This window comes from Dietzia kunjamensis, assembly GCF_045689975.1.
Lineage (GTDB): Bacteria > Actinomycetota > Actinomycetes > Mycobacteriales > Mycobacteriaceae > Dietzia > Dietzia kunjamensis.
In genome coordinates this window covers 1,801,977-1,824,730 of the sequence record NZ_CP143297.1, presented here as the reverse complement: position 1 = coordinate 1,824,730, position 22,754 = coordinate 1,801,977, and the positions used below count along the sequence as shown (strand labels likewise).

Annotated in this window: 23 protein-coding genes; 15 read left to right on the top strand and 8 right to left on the bottom strand. The window is 70.1% G+C overall.

Translation table 11 applies throughout. From position 1 onward, the window contains the following. Positions 1–53: 53 nt before the first annotated feature. From pyrH to VZF99_RS08455, 3 genes are read left to right on the top strand one after another with little or no spacing between them, the layout of a single operon-like run. Entirely contained in the window at positions 54–779 is a 726-nt protein-coding gene (gene pyrH / locus VZF99_RS08465; RefSeq protein ID WP_067717617.1) for a UMP kinase, read from the top strand. Between the two features lie 50 nt (positions 780–829). After that, complete coding sequence (frr, locus tag VZF99_RS08460; protein ID WP_407334519.1) at positions 830–1,387, top strand: ribosome recycling factor; 558 nt, start codon at positions 830–832, stop codon at positions 1,385–1,387. A gap of 40 nt (positions 1,388–1,427) precedes the next feature. Next, entirely contained in the window at positions 1,428–2,306 is an 879-nt protein-coding gene (locus tag VZF99_RS08455) for a phosphatidate cytidylyltransferase (RefSeq protein WP_120283482.1), read from the top strand. 92 nt (positions 2,307–2,398) lie between these two features. On the opposite strand, the gene VZF99_RS08450 is transcribed toward VZF99_RS08455, so the two are convergent. Next, on the bottom strand, positions 2,399–2,824 hold the full coding sequence (locus VZF99_RS08450) for a lipopolysaccharide assembly LapA domain-containing protein (protein ID WP_120283480.1): 426 nt from the start codon (positions 2,822–2,824) through the stop codon (positions 2,399–2,401). 84 nt (positions 2,825–2,908) lie between these two features. Here VZF99_RS08450 and rlmN point away from each other — a divergent pair, with 84 nt between their 5' ends. After that, complete coding sequence (gene rlmN / locus VZF99_RS08445) at positions 2,909–4,018, top strand: 23S rRNA (adenine(2503)-C(2))-methyltransferase RlmN (RefSeq protein WP_067717626.1); 1,110 nt, start codon at positions 2,909–2,911, stop codon at positions 4,016–4,018. Positions 4,019–4,164: 146 nt separating this feature from the next. Here the strand turns inward: rlmN and VZF99_RS08440 are convergent, their stop codons facing one another. Further along, positions 4,165–4,551 (bottom strand): DUF2631 domain-containing protein, encoded by a 387-nt coding sequence (locus VZF99_RS08440; RefSeq protein ID WP_407334518.1) that lies wholly within the window; start codon positions 4,549–4,551, stop codon positions 4,165–4,167. Positions 4,552–4,714: 163 nt separating this feature from the next. On the opposite strand from VZF99_RS08440, the gene dxr reads away from it, so the two are divergent. From dxr to VZF99_RS08400, 8 genes are all read left to right on the top strand, one after another. Continuing rightward, entirely contained in the window at positions 4,715–5,878 is a 1,164-nt protein-coding gene (gene dxr / locus VZF99_RS08435; RefSeq protein ID WP_396467107.1) for a 1-deoxy-D-xylulose-5-phosphate reductoisomerase, read from the top strand. Between the two features lie 3 nt (positions 5,879–5,881). Then, positions 5,882–7,102: a M50 family metallopeptidase gene (locus VZF99_RS08430; RefSeq protein ID WP_407334517.1), complete on the top strand. Its 1,221-nt coding sequence runs from the start codon at positions 5,882–5,884 to the stop codon at positions 7,100–7,102. Positions 7,103–7,237: 135 nt separating this feature from the next. Further along, the gene (ispG, locus tag VZF99_RS08425) at positions 7,238–8,386 is read left to right on the top strand and encodes a flavodoxin-dependent (E)-4-hydroxy-3-methylbut-2-enyl-diphosphate synthase (RefSeq protein WP_096907224.1); all 1,149 of its coding nucleotides are present in this window, start codon (positions 7,238–7,240) and stop codon (positions 8,384–8,386) included. 3 nt (positions 8,387–8,389) lie between these two features. Beyond that, the gene (locus tag VZF99_RS08420; RefSeq protein WP_407334516.1) at positions 8,390–9,244 is read left to right on the top strand and encodes a GNAT family N-acetyltransferase; all 855 of its coding nucleotides are present in this window, start codon (positions 8,390–8,392) and stop codon (positions 9,242–9,244) included. Between the two features lie 217 nt (positions 9,245–9,461). Then, positions 9,462–9,899 (top strand): hypothetical protein, encoded by a 438-nt coding sequence (locus VZF99_RS08415; protein ID WP_407334515.1) that lies wholly within the window; start codon positions 9,462–9,464, stop codon positions 9,897–9,899. Then, complete coding sequence (locus VZF99_RS08410; RefSeq protein ID WP_120283475.1) at positions 9,899–10,084, top strand: hypothetical protein; 186 nt, start codon at positions 9,899–9,901, stop codon at positions 10,082–10,084. The genes VZF99_RS08415 and VZF99_RS08410 overlap by 1 nt, the downstream gene beginning before the upstream one ends. Positions 10,085–10,130: 46 nt before the next feature. Further along, positions 10,131–11,006 (top strand): type I methionyl aminopeptidase, encoded by an 876-nt coding sequence (gene map, locus VZF99_RS08405; protein WP_067717647.1) that lies wholly within the window; start codon positions 10,131–10,133, stop codon positions 11,004–11,006. Between the two features lie 105 nt (positions 11,007–11,111). Beyond that, positions 11,112–12,590 (top strand): NAD(P)/FAD-dependent oxidoreductase, encoded by a 1,479-nt coding sequence (locus VZF99_RS08400; protein ID WP_120283473.1) that lies wholly within the window; start codon positions 11,112–11,114, stop codon positions 12,588–12,590. A gap of 101 nt (positions 12,591–12,691) precedes the next feature. Here the strand turns inward: VZF99_RS08400 and mtr are convergent, their stop codons facing one another. Together mtr and VZF99_RS08390 are read right to left on the bottom strand one after the other, a co-directional pair. Next, positions 12,692–14,092: a mycothione reductase gene (gene mtr, locus VZF99_RS08395; RefSeq protein WP_407334514.1), complete on the bottom strand. Its 1,401-nt coding sequence runs from the start codon at positions 14,090–14,092 to the stop codon at positions 12,692–12,694. 5 nt (positions 14,093–14,097) lie between these two features. After that, positions 14,098–15,135, bottom strand: a complete 1,038-nt coding sequence (locus tag VZF99_RS08390) for an alpha/beta hydrolase (RefSeq protein WP_407334513.1) — start codon at positions 15,133–15,135, stop codon at positions 14,098–14,100. Between the two features lie 133 nt (positions 15,136–15,268). Between VZF99_RS08390 and mqo the strand changes: the two genes are divergently transcribed. Beyond that, positions 15,269–16,765 carry a malate dehydrogenase (quinone) gene (gene mqo, locus VZF99_RS08385; RefSeq protein ID WP_185950427.1) on the top strand — a complete coding sequence of 499 codons (1,497 nt, stop codon included), beginning with the start codon at positions 15,269–15,271 and terminating at the stop codon, positions 16,763–16,765. Positions 16,766–16,900: 135 nt separating this feature from the next. Further along, on the top strand, positions 16,901–18,139 hold the full coding sequence (gene cobA, locus VZF99_RS08380) for a uroporphyrinogen-III C-methyltransferase (RefSeq protein WP_067717661.1): 1,239 nt from the start codon (positions 16,901–16,903) through the stop codon (positions 18,137–18,139). Between the two features lie 32 nt (positions 18,140–18,171). Here the strand turns inward: cobA and VZF99_RS08375 are convergent, their stop codons facing one another. Continuing rightward, on the bottom strand, positions 18,172–19,212 hold the full coding sequence (locus VZF99_RS08375) for a hypothetical protein (protein WP_407334512.1): 1,041 nt from the start codon (positions 19,210–19,212) through the stop codon (positions 18,172–18,174). After that, positions 19,209–19,958, bottom strand: a complete 750-nt coding sequence (locus VZF99_RS08370; RefSeq protein WP_120283463.1) for a YaaA family protein — start codon at positions 19,956–19,958, stop codon at positions 19,209–19,211. Before VZF99_RS08370 ends, VZF99_RS08375 begins: the two co-directional genes overlap by 4 nt. 81 nt (positions 19,959–20,039) lie before the next feature. On the opposite strand from VZF99_RS08370, the gene VZF99_RS08365 reads away from it, so the two are divergent. After that, the gene (locus tag VZF99_RS08365; protein ID WP_067717670.1) at positions 20,040–21,794 is read left to right on the top strand and encodes a proline--tRNA ligase; all 1,755 of its coding nucleotides are present in this window, start codon (positions 20,040–20,042) and stop codon (positions 21,792–21,794) included. Between the two features lie 3 nt (positions 21,795–21,797). Here the strand turns inward: VZF99_RS08365 and VZF99_RS08360 are convergent, their stop codons facing one another. Then, positions 21,798–22,202, bottom strand: a complete 405-nt coding sequence (locus tag VZF99_RS08360; RefSeq protein WP_082923979.1) for a DUF4439 domain-containing protein — start codon at positions 22,200–22,202, stop codon at positions 21,798–21,800. Next, positions 22,199–22,669: a hypothetical protein gene (locus VZF99_RS08355; protein ID WP_407334511.1), complete on the bottom strand. Its 471-nt coding sequence runs from the start codon at positions 22,667–22,669 to the stop codon at positions 22,199–22,201. The genes VZF99_RS08360 and VZF99_RS08355 overlap by 4 nt, the downstream gene beginning before the upstream one ends. Positions 22,670–22,754 lie beyond the last annotated feature (85 nt).

Below are 22,754 nucleotides of genomic sequence, written 5' to 3'. Positions count from 1 at the left end.
GGGGGTGTGAACGCGCGCGACACGGGCTGGATCCGCCCGGGACGAGGAGAGGGATGACCGACCCGCGGGACGGCTACAAACGTGTGATGCTCAAGCTCGGCGGCGAGATGTTCGGCGGCGGCGGCGTGGGGATCGACCCGGACGTCGTGCAGTCCGTCGCCCGGCAGATCGCCGATGTGTCCCGGACGGGGGCGCAGATCGCGATCGTGATCGGTGGAGGCAACTTCTTCCGGGGTGCTCAGCTGCAGCAGCGAGGACTCGACCGGGCGCGCAGCGACTACATGGGGATGCTCGGCACCGTCATGAACTGTCTGGCCCTGCAGGACTTCCTCGAGCAGGAGGGGGTGTCGACGCGGGTCCAGACCGCCATCCACATGGGGCAGGTCGCGGAGCCGTACATCCCACTGCGCGCGGAACGACACCTGGAGAAGGGCCGCGTCGTGATCTTCGGGGCCGGGATGGGCATGCCCTACTTCTCGACCGATACCACCGCAGCCCAGCGCGCACTGGAGATCAAGGCCGACGTGCTGCTCATGGCCAAGGCGGTGGACGGCGTCTACACGGACGACCCCCGTACCAATCCCGACGCCGAGCTCTTCAGCCGGATCGAGCACCGCGAATGCCTCGAGCGGGGCCTGAAGGTAGCTGATGCCACGGCGTTCAGCCTCTGCATGGACAACGACATGCCCATCCTCGTGTTCAACCTCCTCACCGAGGGCAACATCGCGCGCGCCGTCGCCGGTGAGCAGATCGGGACGCTGGTGGCCAGTACGGCCTGACACGTCCTCGACCCGACCACCGACACCGACCCCAACGAAAAGGGACAGACATGATCGACGACACTCTGCTCGAGGCCGAGGACAAGATGGAGAGGGCGATCGAGCACGTTCGCGACGAGCTCTCCGCCATCCGCACCGGCCGCGCCAACCCGGGCATGTTCAACCGCGTGTTCTGTGAGTACTACGGGAGCATGACTCCCATCACCCAGATGGCGACCATCTCGGCACCCGAGCCGCGCATGCTCATCATCAAGCCGTACGAGATGTCGCAGATCGGTCCGATCGAGAACGCCATCCGCAACTCGGATCTGGGCGTCAACCCGACCAACGACGGCCAGGTCCTCCGCGTGACCGTGCCGCAGCTCACCGAGGAACGGCGGCGCGATCTGGTCAAGCAGGCCAAGGCCAAGGCCGAGGACGGACGCATCGCGGTCCGTGGCGTCCGGCGCAAGGCGATGGACGAGCTCAAGCGGATCGACAAGGACGGCGAGGCCGGCGAGGACGAGGTCAACGCCGCGGAGAAGGAGCTGGACAAGCTCACCCAGCGATTCGTCGGCGAGGTGGACGAACTCGTCAAGGCCAAGGAAGGCGACCTGATGGAGGTCTGACCTCCGCGACACCCATCACCCGAGAACCGAGGAGTATGCCGTGGACCCCGCACCCCAGGGCCCGCCCGGGCCCACCGCCGCGGCCGCCGCACCTCCGTCGCGCGCCGGCCGTGACCTGACCCGGGCGATCCCGGTCGGGGTCGGCCTGGGCGCGCTCGTGATCGCCAGTATCGCCTTCACCCCCCGCGCGTGGTATCTGGTCGCCGCTGGCGCCGTCGCCGTCGGCACCTGGGAGGTCTTCAAACGCCTACGGCAGGCCCGGTTCGCGCTTCCCCTGTTCCCGCTGCTCGCAGGCGGGCAGGCCATGGTCTGGGCGGGTTACCTCAACGGGGCGGAAGGCGCGTTCGCCGCGTTCGCCGTCACCGGCGTGGTCGTCCTGGTCTGGCGTCTGCTCATGGCCGGTCTGACCACCGCACCGAAGAACTACATGCGCGACGTGTCGGTCGCGGTGTTCGTGTTGGTGTGGATCGCGGTTCCGGGAGCCGTCGGCGCGATGCTGTCGGACGGTGACTACGGCGCGCAACGGGTCGTGGCCCTCATCCTGCTGGTCGTGTGCTCCGACGTCGGGGGGTACGTGGCCGGGGTGCTCTTCGGTAAGCACCCCATGGCCCCGGCGATCAGCCCCAAGAAGTCCTGGGAGGGATTCGCCGGGTCGATCCTGTTCGCCACGGTCGGTGGCGCACTCGTGGTCGCCCTGCTCTTCGACGACAGCATCTGGAAGGGCCTGTTGCTCGGCGTCCTGACGGTCTTCACCGCGACGCTGGGCGACCTGGTGGAATCCCAGGTGAAGCGGGACCTCGGAATCAAGGACATGGGCACGCTCCTGCCGGGGCACGGCGGATTCATGGACCGCCTCGACTCCGTGCTGCCCACCGCGGTGGTCGTCTGGGTCATCTTCACCTACGTCGTGCCGACCTGAGTCGTCGACCACCTCCGTTGGCACGGGTGACGTCGGCACGGGGCGAAGCCGCGGAGTGAGCGGACCCTCCGACCCGCGCCGGGGGTCGCGCGTCAGTGTCGGGCGGTCAGTTTGCGCGCCTTGCGTGCGCGCATCCGCAGCTGGAGGATCCGGAAGCCGGCGAACAGGGCCATGATCAACGCGCCGGCGATCGCGGCGAAGAGGATCAGCACCCCAAGCGGGAGGGTGAACTCCAACCCGAGAAAACGGACGTCGGTCGAGGTCGTGTTCTGCGCGATGAAGATCAACAGCAGGATGGTGACGAGCGCGCCCAGGACCAGACCCACCCACGCGGAGCCCAGAAGTCCCCCCGACGAATCGGGGACAGCATCCTGCTCGTGGGTGCGTGTCGCAGGGGTCGACTCGTCGGCGGGAACGAGGGTGGAGTCCGCGTGGGTGTCCTCGAGGGGGATCTCGTCGCGCCCCTCGACGGGGGCGGCGGGACGACGGTCTGTCGGGTCGTGTGATCGCTGTGCCATACCTGGACTGTATGCGCTGGCGGCGACGGACGGCACCGCTCGCGATGTGTTGCGGTCGCCCGTTTCTGACACAATGGCCGCATCATGGCTGAACCTCTCCCGCTCGTTTTTGACGCCCCCCGCCGAGGGCTGCCCCCTCGTCACTTCGCCGACCTCGACGCCGACGGTCGCGAGGCGGCGATGGGTGAGCTCGGAGTTCCCGCATTCCGCGGCAAGCAGCTGGCCAACCAGTACTTCGGGCGCCTCGAGGCGGACACCCGCGAGATGACCGACCTGCCGGCCGGCCTGCGGGAGAAGGTCGGAGAAGAACTGTTCCCCTCGCTGACCTCGTCGCTACGACACGTCACCACCGACGAGGGCACCACGCGTAAGACCCTGTGGAAACTGCACGACGGTTCGTTGGTCGAGAGCGTTCTCATGCGTTACCCCGACCGGGCGACCGTGTGCATCTCGAGTCAGGCCGGCTGCGGGATGGCGTGCCCGTTCTGCGCGACGGGGCAGGGCGGTCTGCAACGCAACCTCTCGGCAGCCGAGATCCTGGAGCAGGTCAGGGTCGCCGCCCGCGCCATGCGCGACGGTGAGATCCCGGGCGGGCCGGGGCGACTGTCCAACGTCGTGTTCATGGGCATGGGGGAGCCGCTCGCCAACTACAAGCGCGTCATGACCGCCGTGCGAGGCATCATCGCCCCGCCGCCGTCGGGATTCGGTCTGTCGCAACGCGCGGTCACCGTGTCGACGGTGGGCCTGGTCCCCGCCATCCACAAGCTGGCAGAGGAGGGGCTCCAGGTCACCCTGGCGGTGTCCTTGCACACCCCGGACGACGAACTCCGGGACACCCTGGTGCCCGTCAACAACCGGTGGCCGGTCTCCGAGGTCATGGACGCGGCCCGTCACTACGCCGATGCCACGGGGCGGCGGGTGTCCATCGAGTACGCGTTGATCCGTGACGTCAATGATCAGACCTGGCGGGGCGAGATGCTCGGTCGACTGCTCGCCCAGCGTCTCGGGCCCATGGCGCACGTGAACCTCATCCCGCTCAACCCGACGCCGGGCAGCGAGTGGGACGCCAGCCCCCGCCATCAGCAGGACGCCTTCGTCGCCGCCGTGCGCGCGGCCGGGGTCTCGTGCACGGTGCGCGACACCCGCGGCCAGGAGATCGACGCGGCGTGTGGTCAGCTCGCGGCCGAGGGGTGAGCGCGGGGGAGTGAGCGCGGGGGAGTGATCGCTGGGGAGTGACCACTGGCGAGTGACCACTGGGCCACCCACTGAGAGCTACGGACGACGAGAAGGGCCGCCACCACTCCATCGAGTGGTGGCGGCCCTTCTCGGGTCGACCGGGGTCAGTGCCTGGCCGGCGCCCGGCCCTGCGGGTTCCGGGCGGCCTCGGCCCCTACGTGACCCGAGGCGGCGGCGCCGACCACCGCGTAGTGGTCCGAGGAGACCTCGAAGACACGGTTCCGCTTGAGGGTGTCGTCCTTCTTGGGTCGCAGCGACAGGAACATCCAGATCGCGAGGAACACGGCGACCGCCACCAGCCAGATGTCCTCCACCCGTCCGATGTGGTTGCCGAACAGCATGGCCAACAGGAACAGGACGAAGAAGCCGCCCGCGACGAGGCCGACCTTCCTGCTGTGCTGGTGCCAGCCCCACTCGACCGAGGGCTCGTCGAGGGTGCTGATCCCGTCGACGACGATCTCCTTGCTGGTGTGGTGCCCGTCCGCGCTCATGCTCCCCGGTTCTCCTCACGGCTCGCTGGCAGCCCTGCGGGCCGCCGACATCGTGCCCAGTTTGTCACACGCCGTCCGGCGGTCGACGGGTAACCCGCCGGTCCCCGCCACACCTGGGGCCGCTGATGCGGCATCAGGTGGCTCCGGCGTGGACAATGGCGGGGTGACCACGCGCGTTCTCGTCCTCGGCAGTACCGGCTCGATCGGTACCCAGGCCCTCGAGGTGACCTCGGAGGCCGGACCCGGCCGTTTCGAGGTCGTCGGTCTGGCGGCCGGCGGTGGCCGGATCGATCTGCTGGCGGAGCAGATCCGCCGGACCGGCGTCCGGTTCGTCGCGGTGTCCGCCCCGGCCGCGGCCGAGCGGATCCGGTCGGCGTTCCCGGAGGCGACGGTTCTCGACGGTCCCGGGGCCGCCACCGAGCTCGTGGGGGCGGTGGAGGCCGACGTGGTGCTCAACGGAATCGACGGGTCCATCGGCCTAGGGCCCACCCTGGCCGCATTGCGCACGGGTGCACGGCTGGCGCTGGCGAACAAGGAGTCACTCGTGGCCGGGGGCGCCCTCGTCACCGGCGCCGCGGCCCCGGGCCAGCTCATCCCCGTCGACTCCGAGCACTCAGCGATGGCGCAGTGTCTGCGGGCGGGGACGGCGGACGAGGTGGCGTCACTGGTGTTGACCGCCTCCGGCGGGCCCTTCCGGGGCCGTACCCGCGCCGAACTGGAAGGTGTCACCGCGGAGCAGGCGCTGCAGCACCCCACGTGGGCGATGGGCAGGATGATCACCCTGAACTCCGCGACCCTGGTGAACAAGTCCCTGGAGCTCATCGAGGCACACCTGCTGTTCGGGGTTCCCTACGATCGGATCGATGTGACCGTCCACCCCCAGTCGGTGGTGCACTCGGCGGTGACCTTCGTCGACGGCGCGACCGTGGCGAAGGCCTCCCCGCCGTCGATGAAGCTGCCCATCGCGTTGGCCCTGGGGTGGCCGTCACGGATTCCCGGGGCGTCGACCCCGTTGGACTTCTCGCAGTCACACACCTGGACCTTCGAGCCGGTGGACTCCGAGACGTTCCCGGCGATCTCGGTGGCGCGGGCGGCGGGCGAGGCGGGGGGCCTGCGGACCGCGGTGTTCAACGCGGCCAACGAGGAGGCCGCCCCGGCGTTCCTGGACGGCCGGATCGGGTTCACCGCCATCGTCGACGTCGTGGCGGAGACCGTGGGCGCAGCCGATCAGTGGTCGTCCGATCCCCGGGATCCGGATGACGTCGCGGCGGCGGAGTCCTGGGCGCGGCGGTACGCCGGAGCCCTCGTCACGAGCCTGGAGGGCTGAGTCGTGCTGGTGTTCGGGATCGTGCTGTTCGCCCTCGGGATCATGGTGTCGATCGTGCTGCACGAGTACGGCCACATGCGGGTCGCGCTGTGGTCGGGGATGAGGGTTCGCAGGTTCTTCGTCGGGTTCGGTCCCACCCTGTGGTCCGTCCGGCGTGGTGGGATCGAGTACGGGCTCAAGGCGATCCCGCTCGGCGGGTTCTGTGACATCGCCGGGATGACCGCGTACGACGAACTGTCCCCGGAGGACGAACCGCGGGCGATGTGGCGCCAGGCCTGGTGGAAGCGCGTCGCGGTGTTGTTGGCCGGGCCCTTCATGAACGTCGTCCTGGCGATCGCGTTGTTCTACACGGTCGCCCTCGGTTGGGGTCTGGTGAACCGGGACGTCCAGCCGATTCCCACCGACCGCGTCGCGGCCGTCGTGGGGGACACCTGCGCGGGGGCGGACCGGTGCGGGACCGGGGTGGGTCCGGCCGGCGAGGCGGGGCTCCTGCCGGGCGACCGGATCACGTCGGTCGACGGCGTCCCGGTGGCCAGTTGGGACGACCTGTCCACCGTGGTCTCGGCGCGGCCCGGTGAGACCGTGCCGGTGGCGGTGGAACGCGACGGGGAGACGATCACGACGACGACGACGTTGACCTCGTCGAGCATCGACGGCGAGCAGCGGGGTGCGCTCGGGGTCCGGCTCTCGGAGGACGGGATCCCCCGGGAGATCCTCGACGATCCCGCCTACCAGACGGTCAACACCTACGACGCGCTCAGCGCGGTACCCGCGACTCTCGTCTTCACCGGGGAGATGGTCGAGGCGACCGTCGAGGGGCTCATCTCGTTCCCGGCCAAGATCCCGGCGGTGGCCGCGTCGATCTTCGGGGGCGAGCGGGCGGACGACTCCCCGGTGTCCGTGGTGGGGGCCAGCTACATCGGCGGGCAGGCGGTCGAACAGGGGCTGTGGAGCCTGTTCCTGCTGTTCCTCGCCGGCCTCAACCTGTTCCTGGGGGCGTTCAACCTCGTGCCCCTGACCCCGTTCGACGGCGGCCACATCGCGGTGGTGTTCTACGAGAAGATCCGGGACGCCCTCCGTCGTTTGCGTGGCCTCGCGCCGGGCGGCCCGGCGGACTACGAGAAGCTGGCGCCACTGACGATGGGGGTGTTCGTACTCCTCATCGGTGTCTCCGCGATCGTGATCACCGCCGACTTCGTCAACCCGATCCTGCTGCCCGGCTGAGCCGGGCGCACACCCACCTCGCACCGGCGCCCGGTTACCCGGATAATGGGATGCGGGACCTGCGAGCACCCGGCTGGCAGCCCCTACGGAAGGCCTGAAGTGAACGACTCATCCTCGATCCCAGTGGGACTGGGCATGCCCGACGGCCCGCCGCCGGTCCTCGCGCCCCGGCGCACGACCCGGCAGCTGTTCGTGGGCCAGGTGGGCGTGGGCAGTGATCATCCGGTCTCGGTCCAGTCCATGACCACCACCAAGACCCACGACGTCAACTCCACCCTCCAGCAGATCGCCGAGCTCACGGCGTCCGGGTGTGACATCGTCCGCGTGGCGTGTCCCCGGCAGGAGGACGCCGACGCGCTGGAGACCATCGCACGCAAGTCCCCGATCCCCGTGATCGCGGACATCCACTTCCAACCCAAGTACATCTTCGCGGCGATCGATGCCGGGTGTGCCGCGGTGCGCGTCAACCCGGGCAACATCAAGGAGTTCGACGGACGCGTCAAGGAGGTCGCCAAGGCCGCCGGTGACGCGGGCATCCCCATCCGCATCGGTGTCAACGCCGGGTCGCTGGACCCGCGCCTGTTGGCCAAGTACGGCAAGGCGACCCCGGAAGCGCTCGTCGAGTCGGCGATGTGGGAGGCCTCGTTGTTCGAGGAACACGGCTTCGGCGACATCAAGATCTCGGTCAAGCACAACGACCCGGTGATCATGGTCGAGGCCTACCGCCGGCTCGCCGCGCAGACCGATTACCCGTTACACCTCGGCGTGACCGAGGCCGGGCCCGCGTTCCAGGGCACGATCAAGTCGGCCGTGGCGTTCGGTGCTCTGCTCTCCGAGGGGATCGGCGACACCATCCGGGTCTCCCTCTCCGCCCCGCCGGTGGAGGAAGTCAAGGTCGGCACGCAGATCCTGCAGTCGCTCAACCTGCGTCCGCGCAAGCTCGAGATCGTCTCGTGCCCGTCGTGTGGGCGCGCCCAGGTGGACGTGTACAAGCTCGCCGACGAGGTCACGGCCGGACTGGAGGGGATGAGCGTCCCCTTGCGGGTGGCCGTCATGGGCTGTGTCGTCAACGGGCCCGGCGAGGCCCGCGAGGCCGATCTGGGTGTCGCGTCCGGAAACGGCAAGGGCCAGATCTTCGTCAAGGGCGAGGTCATCAAGACCGTGCCGGAGGCGATGATCGTGGAGACCCTCATCGAGGAGGCCATGCGGATCGCCGAGGAGATGGGCGAGCCCGTGGGAGACGCCGCCGAGGGCCAGGGGCCCCAGGTCAAGGTCACGCGATAGACCGTGACCGACACGGCTGCCCCGGAGGCCGGGCTCGGCGGGTGCCGGGCGGTCGGTCTGGGAGAGTCGCGGGCGCTCGGCGACGTGCTCGCCGCCGACCCGTTGGTCTCCGCGCCGGCGGCGGAGAAGTTCGCCACGTCGGGTGTCGCCGCCGGCACCGACGGACGGTTCCTCACCTTGGGCGGGCCTGAGCGGTCTCTCGCGTTCGTCGGCAGTTCGGTGTTGCCGCTCCGGGGCGACGCCGCGGATCAGCGCGCTCTCGGTGACGCGGTGGCGCGACTGGGACTCGGGCCCATGTCGGTGCACGGTCGGCGCGACCTGGTCGCCGGCATGTGGCCGGCCCTGCGAGAACGCTGGGGCGAGGCCCGGGAGTACCGGGCTCACCAGTTCCTCATGGCGCTCGAGGGCCCGCTCGATCCGGCGCTCGTCCTGGACGGGATCCGGCCCGCGACCTTGGAGGAGTTCGAACCGGTGCTCGCCGCCGCCGCGGCGATGTACCGCGAGGAACTGCGCACCGACCCGTTCGCCGTGGGCTCCGGGATTCCGTTCCGGCGCCGCGTGGCGCGGTCCCTCGCGCGGGGGAGGACCTGGGTGGGGATCGACGACGGTGAGGTGGTCTTCAAGGCCGATGTCGCCGCGATCTCCCCGGAGGTCGCCCAGATCCAGGGCGTATGGGTACACCGAGATCGGCGGGACGCCGGGCTGGGGTCCGGCGGTACCGCCGCGGTGTGCGCCGCCCTCTGCTCACGGGGGCTCCGACCTTCCCTGGTGGTGAACGGGTCGAACGGCGCAGCCCGCGCCGCTTATCGGCGGGTGGGCATGGTCGACTCCGTCGAGTACGCGACGGTCCTGCTGTGAGTCGGCTCGCAGCGCCACCCCGGGCGGGGTGGCGTCGGCCCGCCGGCTACGGGATCGGCGGCGCCTGTGGAAAAGTGGAGCACAGTCATACCGCGGACCCCGGAAGGTGCAAACCGATGACAGACAGTGCGGCAGTGCGCGCCGTGGGCGGCGCCCTACGGGGGAGGGCCGTGTGAGTACCCCGATGACAGCACCTGTCACCCCGCCACCCGCGAGCATGACGGCACCCGCGGCCGTGTCGGCGCCGGCGGCCGTGTCGGCGCCGGGCGCGGCGACCAGCCCGGATTTCCGATCGCAGCGGTCGGCCGACCGCGCCATGCGGCGTCTGCTCGGCGTCCGGGGCGTCGACCGCGAGGCCGGCTCCGGCGCCCACCGGGCGTTCCGGATCTCGGTCATGGTCTCGGCTGTTCGGTGCCTCATCACCTACCTCGCGATCCCGATTCTCGTGCCGCTGCTCAGCCTGTCCGGCTGGGTCGCGGCGCCCGTCGGTATCGCGTTGTGTGTGGTCGCCGTGGTGAACGGCGTGGTCAGCGTCCGCCGGTTCTGGGCGTCCGACCACGCCAAGCGCTGGATGTACACCGGCTTCATGGCGGTCGTGTTCGCGATCCTCGCAGTGGCGATGGTCTCCGAGTTCCACCGTCTGGGGGTGATCTGATGGATCCGCGCCAGGACTCCGACCCCGGTGTGGACACCGCGGCTGACGAGACCGACCCGGTGATGCCCGACGATGCCGGCCCGCCCGCGAAGGGAGAGCTCGGCGAGTCGTCCGCGGACGTGATCACGATGTGCCTGTTCGGGGCGATGGTGCTCATCGCCTCGGTGTGCTTCGTCATCTGGTGACCGGACCGGGGCGACCGGTCGCGCCGGGCGGGCCTATCCTGGGGGCATGACCACCTCCACCCGTCAGCCTCTCGTCCCAGGTGAACCCACCCCGATCCGGACCGTTCCCGAATCGATCCCGCGGCCGGAGTACGTCTGGCGCGACAGCGTCGACGAGGCCAACGGGGAGGCGTGGGTTCAGCCGGCTGAGGTCATCGACGCGATGCGCGTGGCCTCGAGGCTGGCCGCGGACGCTCTCGTGCTCGCCGGCGAGGCGGTCGCGCCCGGCGTGACGACCGACGAGATCGACCGGGTCGTACACGAGTTCCTGTGCGACAACGGGGCGTACCCGTCGACCCTGGGGTACAAGTCGTTCCCCAAGTCGAGCTGTGTCTCGCTCAACGAGGTGATCTGCCACGGTATCCCCGATACCACGGTGATCCGTGACGGGGACATCGTCAACGTCGACGTCACGGCGTTCATCCACGGCGTCCACGGTGACACCAACGCGACGTTCCTGGCCGGGGATGTCAGCGAGGAGGTCAGGCTTCTGGTCGAGCGCACCGAAGAGGCGATGAACCGGGGGATCAGGGCAATCCGACCCGGGCGCGAGGTCAACGTCATCGGGCGGGTCATTGAATCCTATGCCCGACGTTTCGACTACACGGTCGTGCGGGAGTTCACCGGCCACGGTGTCGGCCCGACCTTCCACAACGGTCTGGTCGTGCTCCACTACGACGAGCCGTCCCGGACCGAGGTCCTCGAGCCGGGTATGACGTTGACCGTCGAACCGATGATCTCCCTCGGCGGGCCGGGGTTCGACGTCTGGGACGACGACTGGACCGTGACCACGGCCGACAAGGCGTGGACCGCCCAGTTCGAGCACACCGTCGTCGTCACCGAGGACGGGTACGAGATCCTCACCCTGCCGTCCGGCTCCTGAGCGCGTCCGGCGTCCCGTGCGCCCCCCGGCCGGCCGGGAAAAGTTTGTGGACGATCGTCCTGATGCGCCCCTCGGTCGTGGACAATCCGGGGCATACTGTCCACCATGATCGATACCCCTCGTGGACCCGTGGAGCAGATCGACCTGGTGGTGGTGGGCGCCGGCTTCGGCGGCATCGCCATGGCCGACCGTCTGTTGGGGGAGGGGCGTGGCCGGGACTTCCTCGTCCTGGAGGCCGCGGAGTCGGTGGGGGGCACCTGGCGCGACAACACCTACCCGGGGTGCGCCTGCGACGTCCCCACCGCCCTGTACTCGCTGTCCCGACACGCCCACCCCGGTTGGTCCCACTCGTTCGGGAGGCAACCGGAGATCCGGGCCTATCTCGAGTCCGTGACGGACCGCATCGGTCTCCGTGACCGACTCGTCACCTCCTGCGAGGTGACCGCGGCGGTGTGGGACACCGAGTCGGCGCACTGGGTCGTCGACACGAGCCGCGGGCGGATCCGGGCGCGCGATCTCGTGGTGGCCTCGGGGGCGCTGTCCGCCCCCTCGATCCCCCGGCTACCCGGTCTGGAGTCGTTCGAGGGCCAGGTATTCCACTCCGCGAGGTGGCGCCACGACATCGCGCTCGAGGGCCGGAGGGTCGCCGTCGTCGGGACGGGGGCCTCCGCGGTCCAGTTCGTCCCCGAGATCGCCGGGCCCGCCGAGCACGTCACGGTCTTCCAGCGGACCCCGGGCTGGATCCTGCCCAGGCTGGACCGATCGATCTCCGGACGCCGTCAGCGGCTCTACCGACGCTTCCCGTTGGTCCAGCGGCTGGTCCGGGGGCGGATCTATCTGGGTCGTGAGCTCTACGTCGTGGTGTTCACGCGGGCGCAGTTCCTGCTGCGGTTCTTCGAATGGTTCGCACGGTTCTACCTCTTTCTCAAGGTGCGGGACCGCAGGATGCGCCGCGCGCTCACCCCCCATTTCTCGATCGGGTGCAAACGGGTGTTGCTCACCAGCAACTGGCTCCCCGCCCTCACCCGGTCCGACGTGACCCTGGTGTCCGGCGCGGCGTCGGCTGTCACCCCGCGCGGGCTCGTGGCCGACGACGGCACGGAGCATCCGGCGGACGTCATCATCTTCGGTACCGGCTTCCAGCCGACCGAGCCGCCCATCTCTCGCGTGATCACCGGCGCGGACGGGCGCACCCTCGCCGAGCACTGGGACGGCAGTCCGCGAGCGCACAACGGCATCACTGTTGCGGGGTTCCCCAACCTGTTCCTGCTGTACGGCCCCAACACCAACCTGGGGCACTCGTCGATCGTGTACATGCTCGAGTCCCAGGCGGATCACGTACTGCGGTTGCTCGACCTCGCCGGGCGGGAGGCCCGACGCACCATCGAGGTCCGTCCGGAGGTGGAGGAGTCCTACGCCGCCCGGATGGACCGCGAACTGGCGCACACGGTGTGGAACCAGGGCGGCTGCTCGAGCTGGTACATCGACTCGCGGGGACGCAACTCCCTGCAGTGGCCGACGTTCACCTTCCGGTACCGCGAGCAGGTCCGCACCGTCGACCCGGACGACTTCGTCCTCGCCTGAGGCCGGCGGGGAGCGGGTGTCACGCGACTCGCGGCCCCGCCCCCGATCGTCGGCCCACCGGCGTCGCCCCCGGTCGTCTGCCTTCCGGCATCGTCCGGTAGCTAGAAGCCGCGGTCCGGGAAGTCCAGACCCAGCAATGCGTTCTCGACGACCTCGGCCATCGCCGGGTGGATCCAGTACTGCTTGCGCGCGAGGTCCGGCACCGTGATCTCGAACTCCATGGCCTGGATGAGGATCTGCACGAGAGACGGGGCGTGGGCGCCCATGAGGTGGGCGCCCAGGAGCAACCCGGTGGCGCGGTCGGCGATGAGCTTGCAGCACCCGACCGAGTCCTCCATCGCCCATCCGTACGCCACGTCGCCGTAGTCCTGGGTCTTCACGGTCACGTCGTACCCGGCCGCGCGGGCCTCTGCTTCCGTCAGCCCGACCGACGCGATCTGTGGCCAGCTGAACACCGCGTACGGCACGTGACTGTGGTGGAACGGCTGCAGGTTCTCCGGGTGGTTGAGGTTGTGGCCCAACACCCGCTGCTCGTGGTTGGCCACGTGCTTGAGCTGGAACGGCGAGCTCACGTCGCCCAGCGCCCAGACGCCCTCCGCCGTGGTGCGGCCGAACTCGTCCACGCGGACCCGCTCGCCGTCCATCTCCACCCCGGCCGCGTCCAGACCGAGCAGGTCCCCGTTCGGGGTCCGACCCGTGGCGACCAGCAGCGCGTCGCCTGCACAGGTCGACCCGTCCTCGAACGTGATCTCCACGCCCCGGCGGTCGTCACCGGTCGCGGTCATCGAGGTGACGTGCTGGCCGAGGCGGACGTCCCACCGTCCCCGGGCGGCGTCCGTGAACCGCTCGGCGAGTTCGCGGTCGAGGTGCTTGAGCAGTACGTCCGACCGGCCGATGACGGTGACCTCGACGCCCAGCGCGGAGAACACGTGCGCGAACTCGCAGGCGATGAACCCGGAGCCCTGGATGACCATGGACTTCGGCAACTCGGCGATCCGCATGACGTCGTCGCTGGTGTGGTAGGCGACGCCGGCCCCGGTGACGATCTCGGGGATCGACGGCCGTGCCCCAGCGGCGATCACGACGGAGTCCGCGGTGATGATCTCCCCGGTTCCCGTGTCGATGGTGCGCGGGCCGACGAAGGTCGCGTGTCCGTCGAACACCGTGACGTTGTCGCAACGGTTGCGCCGGTAGTCCTCCCCGCTCGACGCGATCGGGTCGATGCGCCGGTCGAAGACCCGCGAGACGATGTCCGGCCACCGGACCCCGTCCAGAGTCGAATCGACACCGTAGGCGGACGAGTGCCGGATGGAGGTGGCCGTGTCGGCGGCGTAGACGAACATCTTGGTGGGGATGCACCCGACGTTGAGGCAGGTGCCACCGAACGTCCCCTTCTCGCAGATCGCCACGGACTTGTCGGCGAACGATTCGTCGATCAGCGAGTTGCCGCTGCCCGTGCCGATGACGACAAGGTCGAAGTGGCGGGAGGGGGTCTGGGTCATGGGGTTCAGGACTCCTTGGTGTGTGAGGACAGGGTCTGGTCCAGCCAGCGGCCCAGATGGTCGAAGACCACCTCGAGGACGTCGGCGCGGGAGAGGAAGACGTCGTGCCGGGCACCCGGTACGGGGATGTCGGTGACGTCACGGGAGACACGGTCGGCGAAGCGCTCCATCGACCGGACGTCCAGGATCAGATCGGTGTCCACGTCGAGCACGGCGCCCCGTGGGCGGGCCCCGACCGACGACGCCGTCGAGCGGAGCAACAGGACCGGGAGCGGTAGGTCGACCCCGGCCTGTAGCCGCTTCTGGGCGCGCCGGACCGCGGCGAGCCACCCCGCCCGGACACCCACCCCGCCGGGGGGCTTGAGCGTGGTGTCGAAGTGGTAGTCACCGTCGTGGTCGACGTGCGTGCTGATGACATACCGGTCAGAGGTGGGTAGCGGCAGCCGGTAGAAGGGTCGGAGGGATCCGAGCGTGCGGATGACGGGGTCCAGCACGGGGCGGGCGTGTTCCGGGACGTCGAGCTGGAACCACGGGGAGTTCAGCACCACCCCCACGACGGGGGCGAGAGCGCCCCTGTCGCGACGTCTGCCCAGCCACAACGGCACCACCAGCCCCCCGGTCGAGTGGGCGGCCACGAGGACCGGCGTCCCCGGGTGCTCGGAGACGATCACATCGAGAGCCTGATCCAGCTCGTCGTCGTACCTCTCGAGGTCGGTGGTGAAGTGCGGTGTCAGACCTTCCCTCCGGGACCGGCCACATTTGCGCAGGTCGATCCCGTAGGTCGCGAAACCGCTCGACGCGAGGAAATCGGCGAGGTGGGTGTGGAAGAAGTAGTCCGACAGGCCGTGGACGACCAGGACGACGGCGGTGGGATCGTTCGGTGCGTCCTCGTGGCGGACGAGGGTCGCGGAGATCTCACCCTCACCGTCGGGATCGGGACCGAGGGGTAGGACGCGCCGTCGGTACGACGGCCCCAGCAGATCCGGGGTCCACTGCGGGTCGGATCCGGCGGGGGCGCCGGGATCTGGAGAGGGCGTAGACACGGCGACCACCCTAGTCCGGTGTGTCCCGCGCCCGGCGCGGTGAGTAGTCTGAGGACCCTGTGGGCGCGGGCCTGTCGGGACGACCCGCGTCGACGAGAGATTCGGGTCCACGACCAATGAGCGAGGGTAGCCGGTGACTTCAGACCAGGTGGCAAAGCACGGAACGACGGATGTGGCGCTCATCGGCGCGGGCACCATGAGCGCGACTCTGGGTGCCCTGCTGCGGCGGCTCCAACCGGACTGGGACATCCAGGTGTTCGAACGGCTCGAGGGGCCCGCTCTGGAGTCCTCCGACGCGTGGAACAACGCCGGAACCGGGCACTCCGCTCTCTGCGAGCTCAACTACTCGCCCAAGACCGCCGACGGCGATGTCGACATCACCAAGGCCGTCAGCGTCAACGAGAAGTTCCAGGTCTCGCGCCAGTTCTGGTCCTACGCGGTCGAGAACACCATCCTCGGTGACCCCACCGAGTGGATCCGCCCCGTCCCGCACATGAGCTTCGTGGCGGGCAAGGACGGCCAGGACTACCTCCGGAAGCGGTACGACAAGCTCGCCGGGCACCCGCTCTTCCCGGGGATGGGCCACACCACCGACTTCTCGGAGCTGGAGCGGCTCGTCCCGCTCATGGCCCGCGGTCGCTCGCCCGAGCAGCCCTTCGCCCTGAGCCACTTCTCGAACGGCACCGACGTCAACTTCGGTGCGCTCACCCGTCAGCTCATCAAGTACCTCACCCGCACGGGCACCGAGGTGCACTACCAGAACCAGGTCAAGGACCTCGAGCGCAACAGTGACGGCAGTTGGCGGCTGACCGTGGCCAACCGCCACACCGGTGACGAACGCACCGTCGACGCCAAGTTCGTGTTCGTCGGCGCGGGTGGCGGTGCCCTGCATCTGCTCCAGAAGTCCGGTATCCCCGAGATCAAGGGCATCGGCGGCTTCCCCGTGGGCGGCCAGTGGCTGCGCTGCACCAACCCCGAGCTCATCGAGCAGCACCAGGCGAAGGTCTACAGCCAGGCCTCCGTGGGCGCGCCACCGATGTCGGTGCCGCACCTGGATACCCGCGTCATCGACGGTAAGAAGGGTCTGCTGTTCGGGCCGTTCGCCGGGTGGACCCCCAAGTTCCTCAAGATGGGCAGCTTCCTCGACCTGCCGTCGAGCATCCGGGCCGGGAACCTGCTGCCCATGGCCAACATCGGCCTCACCGAGATGAGCCTGGTCAAGTACCTCATCACCGAACTCGCGAAGAACCACGGCGCCCGGGTCGACGCACTGCGCGACTTCGTGCCCTCGGCGCAGGACGGGGAGTGGGAGAAGGTCATCGCCGGCCAGCGTGTCCAGGTGATCAAGCCCAGCGGACGGGGCGGAACCCTCGAGTTCGGCACCGCCGTGGTCAACGCGGCGGACGGGTCCATCGCGGGTCTGCTCGGAGCCTCCCCGGGTGCCTCCACCGCGGTGGACGCCATGGTCGACGTGCTCAAGCGCTGCTTCCCGAGCAAGTTCGCGGACTGGACGCCCGCCCTTGAGGAGATGATCCCCTCGCTCGGCCGGGACCTCGCCGAGGAGCCGACCCTGTTCACCGAGCAGTTCGAGCGCTCGACGCGCACGCTGAAGCTCGACCAGAAGGCCTGACGGAACGGCGCTGATCCGCCACCACGCACCATTCCTCATCCCCCGGTCGCCCGACGTGGTGGCCGGGGGATGAGTCGTGTCACGGGCCATGGGCCGAGGCCGGGGGCGGAGCCGTGGGCGGATAGGATCAGCTGCATGATCCGGCCTGTGAACCCGTACCCCGTCGGTCTGGACCTCGAAGGCCGTCGTGTCGTGGTGATCGGCGGAGGATCCGTTGCGCAACGACGCATCCCCGTCCTGCTCGAGGCGGGTGCGGTGGTGCACCTCGTGAGCCCCGACGTCACGCCCACGCTCCAGGGACTCGTGGACGCCGGACGAATCTGGTGGGAGCCACGAGAGTACGAATCAGGCGATCTCGAGGGTGCGTGGTACGTGGTCGCCGCGACGAGGAACTCTTTGGTCAACGCCCGGGTCGCGGCCGAGGCCGAGCAGAACCGCACCTTCTGCGTCCGGGCTGACGCCGTGACGTCGGGTTCCGCGGTGACCCCGGCGGTGGTCCGCAGGGGCGAGATGCTCGTCGCAGTTCTCACCGGCGACCGCGCGCGTACCGCCGAGGCCCGGGACGTGGTCGCGCGGGCCCTCAGCGACGCGGGGGCGGAGGCACCCGAGGTCGACGAGGCGCTCCGCGGCACGGTCGCGTTGGTCGGAGGCGGGCCGGGGGCCGACGACCTCATGACGGTGCGTGGACGTCGACTGCTCGCCCGCGCCGACGTGGTCGTGGCCGACCGTCTCGCCCCCCAGCGCCCACTGGCCGAGCTGCGGGCGGACGTCGAGATCGTCGATGCGGCCAAGATCCCCTACGGGCGGGCCATGGCGCAGGACGCGATCAACGAGGTGCTGGTGGACCGGGCACGCGCCGGCAAGTTCGTGGTCCGCCTCAAGGGCGGGGACCCGTTCCTCTACGGGCGTGGCTACGAGGAGGCGCAGGCGTGCGCGGAGGCGGGAGTACCGTGCACGGTGGTGCCGGGCGTCTCCAGCGCCCTCGCGGTCCCGGCCCTCGCGGGGATTCCCGTGACCAACCGCGGGATGACACACGAACTGACGGTCGTGTCCGGGCATCTCCCGCCCGGACACCCGGGCTCCCTCATCGACTGGGACGCCCTCGCTCGTATGCGCGGGACGCTGGTGGTGCTGATGGGGGTCAAGAACTCCCCGGCGATCGCCGAGTCGCTCATGGCGGGGGGTCGCTCGTCGGACACCCCGGCCGCGGTGATCGTCGACGGCAGTCTCGACGGTCAGTCGACCCATCGCTGTACCCTCGGCACCCTCACCGACACCCTGGCGACCCACGAGGTCAGGCCGCCGGCGATCGTGGTGGTCGGCGACGTGGCCGGGCTTCCGCAGGCGCTGTCCACGGACCTGCGGCACCGCTGACGCATCCCGACGCCGGGCGTGGTGCGTGCCCGTCAGGAGCCGACGCGGCGCCGCTCGGTCAGGTAGATGTCCGAGTAGGTGGCCGGATCCTGACCGCGTAGGTGCGAGGTGTGGTCCTGCATGACCAGCCGCGCCGAACAGACGTTGCGGATCGCCACCAGCTCGACTTCCACGCCGGGGAGTTCCTCCGCCAGGCGGTGCGCGATCGCCAGTCCCTCGCGGTACCAGTCGACCGGATCGACGCCGTCGGTCCAGACGGGCACGCCGTAGCCGTAGCCGAGAAGGCCGAGGGCGGCGCCGCTGTCGTGGACGCTGCTCCCGTAGTCCGCGAATCCGCGCCGCCAGTCGTCATTCCATCGCAGGATCCGGCTCTCCAGATCAGCGGTCAGTCCAAGGCTGCGAGGCGTGGCGAAGTCCATGAACCCGTCCCGGAGGCGGGGAGGCTGGTAGTAGGGGAGCCGTCCCGCCCACAGTCCCCACGTCACGCCGTACTCGGGCATGAGCCGGATCGTCGGCGTGCGGTCGGGGTCGGGTCCGTTGCCCGGCGCCCGCCAGCCCTCGGTGCGCACGTAGTCGCCTCGCAGGGGGTGGACGTAGTCCAGTTGATCGGCGGCCAGCTCACACACGACATACCGCTCCGCGGTGCAGAACACCGCCGTTCCGGTCAGGCTCACCTCAAGCCGATCGGCGAGCTCATGGCCGCGGTCGAGCCAGGCCAACTCGTCGAAGCCCTCGCGCCACACTGGTTGGTCGACGGGGCGGTCGCCGAGATGGACGAAGTTCTCTTTCCATTCGTCGATCCACGCCTCGATGTCGTCCCGCAGGTCGCCGGGGAGGTCGAGGTCGGCGGCCACGCCCTGGTCGTGGCGCCGATGTCCGGGCGGGAAAGCGGAGGGCGATCCGAAGAGGTGCGCCTCGTAGTACTGGACCGGCGACAGGCACAGACGGGGCAACGAGGCGAGCCCAGGTTCCTCCTGCAGCCGCCACGCCGCGCGGGAACCGTGCGAGGGGAGGACCCGCGGCGTGGCGGGGACGGAGTCGGCGTCGGCGTCGGGATCGGGACTCGAACTCACGGCTCCGTAACCATGGTGAGAACGGTTTCCGAGGTGCGCTCGAGGGTGTGCCCGGCCCGACGGGCCACCCGGAGGAGGGAGGCGACGTCACCCATCTCGGCCCGGGACGTGGCGAGCGTACGGGCGAGGAGACCCTTGTGATGCTTGGAGAAGTGCGAGACCACCTTGCGCGTGCCGTCGGGGTAGTCGGTGACGACGTCGACGGTGATCGCCCCCGGGACCGGCCCCAGCTGGTGGTAGCCGCCGGAGCGCAGGTCCACCACGAGGTCGTCGCCCCACCCGGCGGTGGCGGCGGTGAGGGCCGGCTTCCAGGTCGAACGCAGGGTGCCCAGTCCGGGCAACTGCGTCCCGGCCGAGAGGCGGTAGTGCGGAATGGGGTCGGTAGCACCGAGCAGGCCGAACAGGGCCGAGCCGATCCACAGCCGCGACTCCGCTCGTGACCGGGTGGCCGCGGTGAACGAGGCGGGGTCCAGGGCGTCGAAGAGGACGCCGGTGTAGCGGCTCAGCGCCGACGCGGTGGGGGAGGTCCACAGGTCGGCGTTCAGTGTCACCTCGTCGCCGAGCTTCTCACTCAGCCCGAGCGCGTCGCGAGCTGCCGCCGCCTCCCCCGAGCACAGCGAGACGAGGGAGTCGGCGACGGCGCGGCGGGTTCCTTCGAGCTCGGGGAGCGAGAGCGCGGCCAGGTCGAGCGGCTCCCCGGACCCGCCGACGGATTTGGTCTCGGAAGGGGACAGGAGGATACGCACCCGGCTCAGGGTACCGAGGCCACCGGCAGCCCCGACGGCGGGCGGCGGGTCCGCGAGCAGGGGCGGCTAGGCTGGTGCATCGTGATCACGCGTCTGTCCCACCTTTTCCTGCGCACGCTCCGCGATGACCCGGCCGATGCCGAGGTCCTCAGCCACAAACTGCTGGTCCGCGCCGGGTACGTCCGCCGCGTCGCTCCCGGCGTGTACTCCTGGCTGCCGCTGGGTCTGCGCACCCTCCGCAGGGTCGAGCAGGTGGTGCGCGAGGAGATGAACGCCTTCGGCGCGCAGGAGATCACCCTGCCCGCACTCCTCCCGCGGGAACCGTACGAGACCACCGGACGGTGGACCGAGTACGGCCCGGCGTTGTTCCGACTGAAGGACCGCAAGGGCAACGACATGATGCTCGGCCCCACCCACGAGGAACTCTTCACGCTCACCGTGCAGGGCGAATACTCCTCGTACAAGGACCTGCCCGTCACGCTGTACCAGATCCAGACCAAGTACCGCGACGAGGAACGACCCCGTGCCGGGATCCTGCGCGGTCGCGAGTTCGTCATGAAGGACTCGTACTCGTTCGACGTCGACGACGCCGGACTCGAACGCTCCTACCAGGCGCACCGAGAGGCGTACCGACGCATCTTCGACCGTCTCGGGATCGAGTACGTCATCTGTGCCGCCACCTCCGGCGCGATGGGTGGTTCCGCCTCCGAGGAGTTCCTCGCCGTCTCCGCCGCCGGCGAGGACACGTTCGTCCGATCCACCGACGGGCAGTACGCGGCCAACGTCGAGGCCGTCGTCACCCCCGCGCCGCCCGCCCTCCCGATCGAGGGTTCGCCGCGGGCGGTCGTGCACGAGACCCCGGACGCGCCGACCATCGACACGCTCGTCGCCTGGGCGAACTCCGCAAACCTCGGCCGGGAGGTCACCGCCGCGGACACTCTCAAGAACGTCATGTTCAAGGTGCGTCGGCCCGGTCAGGACTGGGAGCTGTTGGCGGTGGGCCTACCGGGCGACCGCGAGGTCGACATGAAGCGGGTCGAGGCCGCGCTCGAGCCGGCGGAGGTCGAGATCCTCGACGAGGCGGATTTCAAGACCAACCCATTCCTCGTGAAGGGGTACATCGGCCCGCGCGCGCTGCAGGAGAACGAGGTCCGCTACCTCGTCGACCCCCGGGTCGTCGACGGCACGGCGTGGATCACCGGAGCCGACGAGCCCGGCAAGCACGTGGTGGACCTGGTGTGCGGCCGTGACTTCACCCCGGACGGCACCATCGAGGTCGCCGAGGTGAGGGAGGGCGACCCGGCACCGGACGGGCACGGCACCCTGACCCTGGCGCGCGGGATCGAGATCGGCCACATCTTCCAGCTGGGCCGGAAGTACACCGACGCCTTCGGGTTCGACGTGCTGGGCGAGAACGGCAAGCCCGCGAGGGTGACCATGGGGTCCTACGGCATCGGGGTCTCGCGTCTCGTGGCGGTACTCGCGGAGCAGTTCGCCGACGACAAGGGCCTGGTCTGGCCCGCTGAGGCCGCGCCCGCGGACGTCCACGTGGTGATCGCCAACAAGGACGATGCCGCGATCTCGGGAGCCGCGACGCTGGTGGAGGCGTTCGACCGCGCCCGACTCGAGGTCCTCTTCGACGACCGGAAGGCCTCGCCCGGAGTGAAGTTCAAGGACGCCGAGCTGATCGGTGTGCCGTGGGTGGTCGTGGTGGGTCGCGGCTGGTCCGAGGGCACCGTCGAGCTGCGCGAGCGCGCCACCGGCGAGGTCACCCAGGTCCCGGTGGACGGTGCCGCGGAGGAGATCGTCCGGTTGATCGGCGCCGGACGCCCCTGAGCCTCAGGCCGGCGGCGGGAACCCGGGTAGCGCCTCGAACGGCGCTCCCGGGACCAGGGTTCTCCAGCGTGCGAGTTGCACCGCCGCCGCGGTGAGGGCGTCGACGCAGAAACGGCGGGTCTCCGGCGTCCGGGCGAGGCCGAGTTCGACGCGCCAGGCCTCGCAACAGTCCGATTCGATCCGGATCGCCAGAAGGACGGGAGCGCCGGGGGCGTCCGGATCGGGGACGTATCCGACCGGCGCGGGGGGCGATGCCGGCCACAACACCTCAGCCGCGTCCCGACGGGCTCGATGAGCAGCGAGCTCACGCCTGACCGCGGCTCGGATGGAGCCGTCCGCCCGGGACAGGACGAGACCGTACCCGTAGACCGCCGCGTCCTCGGCGGCCAATCCGACCGGAGCGCTCACGCGAGTTCCACCTCGACCGCCGCCGTGCACGCCGCCGAGACCGCGCCGGCGATCTCCGCGCGGGACCCCTCGGTCGCCGCGGCCGCACCGGCGGCGTCGGCCGCGTCGGCGCGGAGTCGCGAGCGTACCTCCTCGGCGGGCGGGCAGACCGGCGCCGGTGTCGGCACTGGGGTCGGCTGCTGCTCGTCGTCCTGCGGGCGGTCCACGAGCCCGGCGAGCCGTTCCGCGTGAACTCTCCGGGTGTCGGCGAGCCGACGCAGGGCACCCACCCGATCGCCGTGGGAGGCGTCCGCGGCCGCGAGTTCCCGTGCGTCGCGCTCGGCGGCCTCGAGCAGGCCGAGCAGGGGATCGGGGCGGTCGGTGACCGTGGGCAGGGCACAGCCGCCGGCGACTGCGAGCCCGGCGACTCCGGCGGCCGCGACGGCGAACTGACGGCGCGAGAGGGCGACGGGGGCGGAATGGGGCACTCCGACATCCTGCCAGGGGTCGGAGAAGGGGGCGGCGAGGCGGTACAGTGATGCGGCCCGTCCGCGTCCCGGAACGGAATCCGCC